We start from the raw sequence: 9,875 nt of genomic DNA, 5'->3' as shown, positions 1-9,875 counted from the left end.
GTTTTTCGGCCATGTTTTGAGAAAACAGCGACGCAGCAGTAAAACATCAGGCGAAGCCAGAAATCTACTTACTTTTTCTTCGCCTTCTCGCCTGGCACCGGAAAGCCGCGGTCACGCATGAGGGCGTCTATCCTGGCGTCACGGCCCCTGAACAGGCGGTAGGCCTCTGCGGGATCCATGGAGTTGCGCGGCGCGAAGAGGTATTTCACCAGTTTGGCGGCCACGTCTTTGTCATAGAACCCGCCCGGCGCTTCGGCAAAGGCCTCGGCGGCATCTGAAGTGAGCACGTCTGCCCAAAGGTAGCCGTAGTAACCGGCGGCGTAGCCTTCCCCGGAGAATACGTGCGTGAAGTGCGGCGAACGGTGGCGCATCACAATTTCTTTGGGCATGTTCAGGGCCGCCAAGGTTTCGCGCTCAAATTTATCTGGGTCCAGGCCAGTGGGGTCAGACAGCGTGTGGTACTTCAGGTCCATCAGCGCCGAAGCCAGGAACTCAGTGGTCGCGAAGCCCTGGTTGAAGGTGGACGCTTTCTTGATTTTGGCCACCAGCGCCGGGGGCATCACCTGCCCGGTTTTGTGGTGCTTCAGGAACTGGTTAATCACCCTATCTGTAGACAACCAACGCTCCAGCAGCTGGCTCTGGAACTCGGTATAGTCGCGCACGCCACCGTTCAGGGTGGGGTATTTCACGTTAGAAGACAGGAAGTGCAGCGCGTGGCCGAACTCATGGAAAAACGTGGTAGCATCATCCCAGGAAACTAGCACCGGGTCACCGGGTGCGGGTTTCACGAAGTTGGAGTTGTTAGATGCCAGCACAGTCTCTTTGCCCTTGTAGGTGGTGTGGCTGCGGTACGGCGAGGCCCACGCCCCCGACCGCTTGCCCGGCCGCGCGAACGGGTCCAGATACCAGAGGCCAATATGCTCGCCGGTGGTTTTATCAGTGACTTCCCAGACCTTCACGTCTTCATGGAACACCGGCACCGATCCTTCGGGCACCGGAGTGAAGTTGTAATTGAACAGCTCGCCGGCGGTATAGAAAATGGCTTGTGTGAGGTTGCCCAGCTCCAGGTACTGCTTCACTTCCTCAGAATCCAGGTCATATTTCTGTTTGCGCACTTTCTCAGCGTAGTAGCGGTAATCCCAGGGGGCAATGGTAATCTTTGCGCCGGTTTTGTTGGCGACGGCCTGCATATCCCGCACTTCCTCTTTTACGCGGGCCAGGGCAGCGGGCCATACGGCCTCCATCAGGGCCATGGCGTTCTTGGGGTTCTTGGCCATGCGGTTCTGCAAGCGCCAATCGGCGTAGGTGTCATAGCCCAGCAGTTTTACCCGCTCGTCACGTAGTTGCAGAATCTTGGTGATGTTCTGGTTGTTGTCTGTAGCATCGCCGTTGTCGCCGCGGGAGTAGTAGGTGTTCCAGACTTTTTCGCGCAGGGCGCGGTTGTCTGAATACGTCAGGAACTGGTCCATGCTGGAGCGGGTGTTGGTGACGGCGTACTGGCCCGGTTTTCCGCGGTCAGCGGCGGCTTTGGCGGCGGCCTTCACAAAACTTTCGGGCAAACCGCCCAGCTGGTCTTTGGTGAAGTAGGTCACGTATTTCTCCTCATCGGCCAGCGTATTGTTCGCAAACGAGGTGTACAGGCTGGACAGTTCTTTGTTGATAGCGGCATACCGTTGCTTCGCCTCTGCGCTCAACCCCGCGCCTTCCATGGCGAAGTCTTCATAAATGAGCTGCACCACCCGCTGCTGGTCTGCGGGCAACGGCGTTTTCTGCGACTGGTCATACACGGCCTTGATGCGGGCAAACAGCTTAGGGTTCTGCGAAATCTTAGACCGGAACTCAGACAGCTTCGGTGCCAGCTCGGCCTGAATCTTCCGGAACTCGGGCGTGGACAAATTGCTGCTCCAGATGCTGTAATAGGTCATGGCCCGGCCCAGCGCCGAGCCCGCCTGCTCATACGCTTCAATGGTATTCTCAAAGGTGGGCGCTTCGGGGTTGTTGGTGATGCGGTCAATCTCAGCCAACTGCAGTTCCATGCCCCGCTCCATGGCCGGTTTCAGGAGCGCCAGGTCCATTTTGTCAAAGGCCGGCACGCCGCCGTACGGCCCCAGCCACTCTTTGAGGAGGTAATTGTCAAACGCGGGAAGTTTCATCTGGGCAGTTGGTGGAGGCGTGGCAGATTCAGTTGAGGCAGGCTGCTGCGGCTGGGTAGACGTACAGCCCATCACCGCCAATAGGAAAAGCAAAGAAGGCTTTTTAGCCTTTATCTTCTTTTTTTTGGTCATAGATAATATACTTCAAGTTCGTTTCTTTTACAGAAACGGTTGTTTGTTAGAACCTCTAAGGTAAGAAATTATTGCGTGAAAGGATTTCGTTGGCACAGACGCTCGCAGGTCTTGCAGACGCTACAAGGCCTTTTGAGGAAGCGGTGAAGCGGTGGCAGGCACATTCACCTATCCCCCCAAGGAGGGGAGTATCTGCACGAGTAGAAGTATAGTTTCTGCATTTTCTACCTATTTTTCTCAAAACAGGCTGAAAACAGGTAATAATATCAGTAAGAGAATATAAGATTTACAGCTTGCTCCGCTTCACCCCTTCATGCGTCAATTTGACGGGCTTGATCATGCCCTTCTCATCAAAGTGCATTTCCTCTATGCAGGTCACGCGGTGGTCGCGGTCGGTTTCTCCCAGTGGGCGGCGGTGGTAGACAATGTACCACTGGTCCTTGCCCGGCACCTGCATCACCGAGTGGTGCCCCGCGCCAGTGGCGATGTTGGGGTCCTGCTGCAGAACCTTGCCCACCCGCTCAAACGGCCCAAACGGAGAGTCGGCCACGGCGTAGGCCACCGAATAATCTGGTCCGGTCCAGCCGCCTTCTGACCACATAAAATAGTACTTCCCGTTCCGGATGAACATCATGGGGCCTTCCACATAGTTCTGGGGGGTGATTTCCTTGAAGGTGGTGCCGTCTGCAAACGGAACAAAACCGGTAAAATCATCTTTAAGTCTGGCAATGTTGCAGTGCCGCCAGCCGCCGTAGATCAGGTAGTACTGGCCGTCTTTGTCTTTGAACACAAACTGGTCAATGGGTTGGGCGCCGTTATGGAACTTGTCAACCAGCGGCTTGCCCAGGTAATCTTTGTAAGGCCCTTCTGGTTTATCGGCCACGGCCACGCCAATGCCGCCCAGTTCCTGGTCGCTCTGGATATCATTCGCCCCGAAGAACAGGAAATACTGCTTCCCTTTCTGAATCACCGCCGGCGCCCACATGGCTTTCTTGGCCCATTTCACCGCAGCCGTATCCAGAATACGGCTATGTTTGGTCCAGCTGGTGAGGTCTTTTGAAGAGAACGCGTCAAAGAAAACCTGCTTCTGGTACCGGTCTGAATACGTGGGGAAAACCCAGTACTGCTTGCCGTAAATGATGCCCTCGGGGTCAGCGTACCAACCGGAAAAGATGGGGTTGCCAGCGGTTGGTTGCGCAGTCTTCTTCTGCGCCTGCGCCAAGCCAGTGATGGCACCAAAGCCAACGGTAAGGACAGCGGCCAGGCAGAGGGAGTGCCATTTCTTCATGGAAGTAGTAGTTTTTGAAAGGTTTGAAGGAGTAAGGTATAAAGAAAAAGGGAAACGGGAAGTTTTAGGCAAAGCAGTCTTTTAAAGCCACCTGTAGAGACCCGGCATCGCCTTGTCTCCTACGCATAGCTCATATCCATTCCCCAGTGGGAGCCTATCCTGTAAGCCTGAAAGCCCTAAGCCACCACCTGCCCCTATGACCTCGCAGTGTCTCCCAGACCTGCGAGTGTCTGTGCCAATAGCTGCCGCCAAACACTCTGTTACTTACGTTCAAGCAAAGAAGCATTGTGGGCCCTCCTGAACCCACTCCTACCCCTCCAGGGAGGGGAATATCGGCAATGCGTCAGAGACCAGGTAGTGCCTGGTCTCTACAGGAGGAATATCTGAAATGCGTAAACCGGCAGGTGTCAACATCCGCCTCCGCCCCCTTCAAGGGGGAGTATCTCCTTATGTAAAGGAAGTAAGAAAAGGTGAATTGCGTTTTTGGCGCCGTTTTCACGAAAACAGCCCCAAAACAGAAAAGCAAAAATCCCCCCTCTCCGTGGGAGAGGGGCCGGGGGTGAGGTCTCCCTTTTTTCCGTACCTTCACCCTCCCAACACCATGAACGTCCCGCACCAAACATCAAACCCTGCCAAACCTGTGCACCCCACCGACTACCGCCTGCCCGAGACCATTGCTACGCTGACGTACGCGGTGCTGGCGCGGCATGCGCCGGCGGAAGTTTTGAACGGCAAGACGCCGGGGTTCCAGATTCAGCCGATACAGCTAGAACTGAATGCGGCTTCGTTTGAGGGCACCTACCTATACGGGCAGTTCCCGGGGGTAGCGGTGGTGCAGCAGGCAGACTCGTTACTGCTGTCGTGCGGGTGCGAGACGCCCAAGAAGCAGCTGTGCGGGCACATGGTGCAGGTGGTGCAGGCGCTCCAGCACCGGCCGGAGTGGCGGGTGTTCTTTGATGCGCAGCTCAGAAGGCAAAAGCTCCAGGCCAAGGCCGAGGAATACGGGCTGGAGGAGGAACCCGACTTAGACAAATACTTCGCGCTGGAGTACACACCCCAGGGGCTGCAGATAAAACCGAAGCTGCCGGAACTGCTGCCCATCACCCCCGAGACGCAGGCGTTTTTGAAGGAGAAGCTGGCGCCGGAGCAACCTAAACTGCCATTTCAAACCACGCCCACTTCGGCGCAGCCGAACCAGAACACGCAGCGCCTAGTGGTGCTGGGCGAGCACAAATATTACAAGCACCTGCACATAGAGCTGCTGGAGGCGGCGGTGGCGCAGACGGGCAACATCAAGAACCCGCTCAAGCAACTGAACCCGCTGGACTTTATCTGGCAGAGCAATGCCCCCGAGGTGCTCAAGTTCTACACGGGCCTCTCCCGTTTCCAGAACAACTATGACAACGAGACCACGGCCGCCGATTTAGAGGCGCTCAAGGCGCTGGTGCAGAACCCGCTGGGGCTTCCGTTTTTCGCCCAGAAATCTGAAAACCAGGGAAAACTGAGCGCCAACGCGCTGGAGCCCGTGGAGCTGAGAAACGCGCCGCTGGATTTGACGCTGGAAGTGCAGGCGCAGGAGAATTTCTACTTCGTGCTGCCCCAGTTCACCATTGACGGACAGCCGTACCCCCTGCACCAGTTGCCGTTGCGGTACGGGCATTTTCTGGAGGTGCAGAAAAAGCTGTACCTGCTGTATAACCCAGATTTGCGGCGGGTGGTGGAGTTCTTCCGGAAGCGGGGGCAGCGGCTGCTCATTCACGCCTCTAAGTTTGACGAGTTCCGGGAGACCATTCTGGCCAACCTGGAGACGCGGCTCAAAATCTCCTATTCCTTTTTAAAACCAGCCACGCCGCAGCAGCTGGAAGAACAGGGCTTCGATTTGGACCTGGAGCGGCTGCTGTACCTTTCAGAGTCGCAGGATTTCATTTTGTTTACGCCCGTGATGCGGTACGGGCACGTGGAGGTGCCGGTGTTCACGCAGAAGCAGATTTACGCCAAAGACGCGCTGGGCCAGAGCTTTACCGTGGTGCGCGACCGCGAAGCCGAACATACATTCACCTCACAGGTACTGCGGGAACACCCGCTGTTCAACGAACAGCTGCACCTGGATAGTTTTTACCTGCACAAAAGCCGTTTTCTGCTGGACGATTGGTTTCTGGAGGCGTTTGAGAGTTGGCGCGGGCAGGGCATCACGCTGCTAGGCTTCAAGGAACTGCAAAGCCTGAAACTGAACCCATACAAAGCCAAAATTTCTATTCTGGTGACCAGCGGCATCAACTGGTTTGACACCTCTGTAGATGTGCAGTTCGGGCAGCAGAAGGCAGGGCTCAAGGCGCTGCACAAAGCCCTTCGTAACAAGCAGCGGTTCGTGACGCTGGACGATGGCAGCCAGGGCATTCTGCCGCAGGAGTGGCTGGAGCGGCTGCAACGCTACTTCAGCGCGGGCGAGGTGGCGGGCGAACGCCTGCGCACGCCCAAGATGAACTTCCCCCTCATTGAGGAACTCTTCGAGGAAGAGGTGCTGAGCCAGGAGGTGCGCGGCGAACTAGCGCTCTACCGCCAGAAACTCACCCACTTTGAAGCCATTGAGGAAGTACCCGTGCCCGAAGAACTGCGGGCCACCCTCAGGCCGTACCAGCGGCAGGGCCTCAACTGGCTGAACTTCCTGGACCAATTCAACTTCGGGGGCTGCCTGGCAGATGACATGGGGCTTGGCAAGACGGTGCAGGTGCTGGCGTTCCTGCTGGGGCAGCGCGGCAAAGTAGACCGCAACACCAATCTGGTGGTAGTGCCCACCTCGCTGCTGTTCAACTGGCAAAATGAGGTGGCCAAATTCGCGCCCAGCCTGAGGGTGCTCACGCTCTACGGGAACCAACGGGTGCAGCACCTGCCGCAGCTAAATAGTTATGAACTGGTGCTCACCACCTACGGCACGCTGCTCTCAGACATTGCCCTGCTCAAGAACTACCGCTTCAACTACGTGGTGCTGGACGAGAGCCAGAACATCAAGAACCCGCAGAGCCAACGGTACCGCGCCGTGCGGCTCTTGCAGGCCCGCAACCGACTGGTGCTCACGGGCACGCCGCTGGAAAACAACACCTATGACCTGTACGGGCAGCTGAGTTTCGCGTGCCCCGGATTGCTGGGCAACCAGCGCTATTTCCGGGACATTTACGCCAAACCCATTGACCAGTTCAAAGACTTCAGGCGGGCCAAAGAACTACAGCGCAAAATCAGTCCGTTTCTGCTCAGGCGCACCAAAGAGCAGGTAGCGCAGGAGCTTCCGCCCAAGACCGAGATGGTGCTGTACTGCGAGATGGGCGCGGCGCAGCGGGAACTTTATGCGGCGCATGAGCGCGAAATCAGGGAGTTTATCTCGGCCCAGGCCGAAGAGGAAATGCAGAAACACCCCATGCACGTGCTGCGCGGCCTAACGCGCCTGCGGCAAATCTGCAACTCCCCCGCCCTGCTGCCCGACGATGCGGGCGTGGGCGAACCCTCGGCCAAGTTGGAGGTGCTGCTGGAGCAGATTGAAAGCAAGGCACCGCACCACAAAATTCTGGTGTTCAGCCAGTTTGTGTCTATGCTGCAGCTTATTGAACAGGCACTCAAAGCCCGCGGCATTGACTACGCCCTGCTCACTGGCCAAACCAAAGACCGGCAGGGTGCGGTGGCGCGGTTCCAGGAGCAGGAAAACGTGCGGGTGTTCCTCATCAGCCTCAAGGCGGGCGGCACCGGCCTCAACCTCACCCGCGCCGACTATGTGTACCTGGTAGACCCGTGGTGGAACCCCGCCGTGGAAAACCAGGCCATTGACCGCACCTACCGTATCGGGCAGGACAAGCACGTGGTGGCGGTTCGGCTCATCTGCCCCAACACCGTGGAAGAAAAGATGCAGAAACTACAGGCCAGCAAAAAGGAATTGGTCAACGATTTGGTCAAGACTGACGGTGGCATGCTGAAGGCCATGAGCAAGCAGGAGTTGCTGGCGTTGTTGGGGTGAGGTGGGTTTTTGGGCTGTTTTTGGGAAAAGAGGCGGGAAACAGTAAATATCTATCTTTGATAGACATTTACTGCTAATCCATGAAGTAGATTAATCACTAATCAGAGTTTTGAATTTAGAATAATTAGTATCCTTCAGTTTCTCAACTTCAGCCTCAATCTTGGTTTTAATAGTATTAAAAGAAACAGATAAATTATTCTTACTATAGGGAGTAATAGAGATTTGAAGTTCAGGATTATATAGAGAAGAATAAGTCGCATTTGGAAAGGATAATTCCACAAAGCACATACCCTTACTATTCATATAATCAAATTTTAATTTAAATTTCATTTTTTCACAAAGAATGGCATTTTTATACTTTTCTTGTGAGATATAAACAGTATCATTAAGTTCTTTCCCATTAAGATTCAAATTGCTTACTTTCCCTTTCATAGATTCTAAATCTTCAGGAAGGTCTTCGCAATTATCATCAGGTTTAAATTTAATACCCTCTAAGTCTGCATCATAAATCTTGATTGATTGTGAATTCCGTAAATCGAAAAAGTTCAAAAGAAATTGAATTCTACCCCTATTTGTAAAATACTTAAATTTTATTATCTGAAAATCCTCTGAGATAAACTTTTTTACTCTAGCTTGCTTTTCAAATTTATCAAAATATTTTACATTAGTTTTATAAGTATCACCAGATGTATGCTCCATTCTAAATTCTAATTGGGCATCCTTCATTAAAATTTCAATTTTAGAAGGATGGTAAGTCTTACCAGTTAGAAAGTCCTTAGAAGTATTTTCCTTTTCAATTTGATAAGAAACTTCAAGATGGTTTGGATTAGAATTAACTCTAGATATTCTAGGATTGTTAATAATAGTGCAGTTCTTAGGTAAAGAAATACTCTCCAAGCTTATTAAATCTGGCATTTCATTTATTGCTTCCCATAATGAGTAGTTTTCGTTATCCCACTTTACCTTCCTTTTAATTGCTTTTGGTTTATCTTCTTTTTCTCTATAAATATTCTTCAAGAAATCTAATTCCTTAGGACTAAGTAGTAAAGTAGCGAAAATAGGTAATAAGTCATCTTTTGTCTCTCTATTTGTGACAATGCCTTTCAGTAACAAGAAATTTCTAAGATTAAACTCTGATAGCAAATTTGCAGACCTTAGTTTAGGCAAAAGCATTTCTCCATATGGCAAAATCTTATCAATATCATCAGGAATAGTTGATAATAAAGATTTTTTAATTTCTCTTTTATCAGGTAAGACCATACTAAGGTCTGTAACATTAGTGTCTTGTTCTTCCTTTAAAGAAACAAAATCAGAAATCCCTAATCTATGTACAGATACTTTACTAGTTAAATTTTCATCTTTAAATGTTTGTTTAACTGAATTAACAACATGCAGGTTCGTACTATCATAATCAGGAAAATATATCCTAATCTCATTAACAAGCCCACTCATTTTGTGGGATAGCCAAATCAACCTTGATAAATTTTCTTTTGAAAATGGATTTGCACAAAAGAAGAAACATGTAACTTTTTCAGAACTTTCTTTAATAATAGGAATTAACTCTGAATTAATTAATTGAATAGGCAATATTTCACCAGTCACGAGTAAATCCTCCAATCCCATATTTCTACCTGTATGAGGATAAAGAAACTTCACCTTTTGTTCAGGCCTATATGCTTTAGCGGTATTTATACAACTAACTAGAAATGTAGCTTTCCTATTATCGACTATATAGATTTCATCAAAGTTGATTCCTTTTAGGTCAAGGTCAATTTCTAATCTTTCAATAATGTCATAATCTTTAACTTCTTCAGAGCCTAACCAGAATAAAATACCTTTATAAGAGTTCTTAAATCCTGTTGGAGTCGGAGCCCTTTCATAAATATCATCACTTCTATGTGAGCATTCTATATCTTGGGCTAAATCTTTAAGGTAAGAGTATAAGGTACTTTTTAAAGCAGCAGGATACTTTTTCTGTGAATGCTTTGCAGAAGAAATTACAACATCTTGTCGTTGATGAATAAGTGGACTTTCATAATAGTACAAAAAATCTACCCCATGTGATTCTCTGTTTCCTGCTGCATCTTTCTTTTTATGCTTAGCTCTAAGAGCACAATCGAAATCAAAATTTTCTGCTGGGCTTTTCCAACCAATTAAATTTAGGATTTCTCTACAAATCTTTTGACCATCGTTCCCTGACCGAACTGAAGCTTCTCCTGACATGGTATTACTTTTGAAGTTAATTATGAGATAACCAATTTAATATTAGAGATTTTAAATATACTAAAACATAACATAA

Annotated in this window: 4 protein-coding genes; 1 reads left to right on the top strand and 3 read right to left on the bottom strand. The window is 50.8% G+C overall.

The genetic code is table 11. The annotated features are described in order from the left end of the window. Window positions 1–68 precede the first annotated feature (68 nt). Together A8O25_RS13100 and A8O25_RS13095 are read right to left on the bottom strand one after the other, a co-directional pair. Window positions 69–2,285 (bottom strand): M3 family metallopeptidase, encoded by a 2,217-nt coding sequence (locus tag A8O25_RS13100; protein WP_066835576.1) that lies wholly within the window; start codon window positions 2,283–2,285, stop codon window positions 69–71. A gap of 286 nt (window positions 2,286–2,571) precedes the next feature. Beyond that, on the bottom strand, window positions 2,572–3,573 hold the full coding sequence (locus A8O25_RS13095; protein ID WP_082893620.1) for a glycoside hydrolase family 43 protein: 1,002 nt from the start codon (window positions 3,571–3,573) through the stop codon (window positions 2,572–2,574). Window positions 3,574–4,174: 601 nt separating this feature from the next. Here A8O25_RS13095 and A8O25_RS13090 point away from each other — a divergent pair. After that, window positions 4,175–7,576: a DEAD/DEAH box helicase gene (locus A8O25_RS13090; protein WP_066835582.1), complete on the top strand. Its 3,402-nt coding sequence runs from the start codon at window positions 4,175–4,177 to the stop codon at window positions 7,574–7,576. Window positions 7,577–7,666: 90 nt separating this feature from the next. Here the strand turns inward: A8O25_RS13090 and A8O25_RS13085 are convergent, their stop codons facing one another. Then, complete coding sequence (locus A8O25_RS13085; RefSeq protein ID WP_066835574.1) at window positions 7,667–9,799, bottom strand: PD-(D/E)XK nuclease domain-containing protein; 2,133 nt, start codon at window positions 9,797–9,799, stop codon at window positions 7,667–7,669. Between the last annotated feature and the right edge of the window lie 76 nt (window positions 9,800–9,875).

The sequence above is a fragment of the Rufibacter ruber genome (assembly GCF_001647275.1).
Lineage (GTDB): Bacteria > Bacteroidota > Bacteroidia > Cytophagales > Hymenobacteraceae > Nibribacter > Nibribacter ruber_C.
The sequence above is the reverse complement of the archived record's forward strand: the minus strand, read 5'-3'. Positions and strand labels throughout refer to the sequence as shown.

Bases quoted from the DNA above. Each gene is read 5' to 3' on its own strand.
- A8O25_RS13100 (WP_066835576.1), bottom strand. From the start codon at position 2,285: ATGACCAAAAAAAAGAAGATAAAGGCTAAAAAGCCTTCTTTGCTTTTC.
- A8O25_RS13095 (WP_082893620.1), bottom strand. From the start codon at position 3,573: ATGAAGAAATGGCACTCCCTCTGCCTGGCCGCTGTCCTTACCGTTGGC.
- A8O25_RS13090 (WP_066835582.1), top strand. From the start codon at position 4,175: ATGAACGTCCCGCACCAAACATCAAACCCTGCCAAACCTGTGCACCCC.
- A8O25_RS13085 (WP_066835574.1), bottom strand. From the start codon at position 9,799: ATGTCAGGAGAAGCTTCAGTTCGGTCAGGGAACGATGGTCAAAAGATT.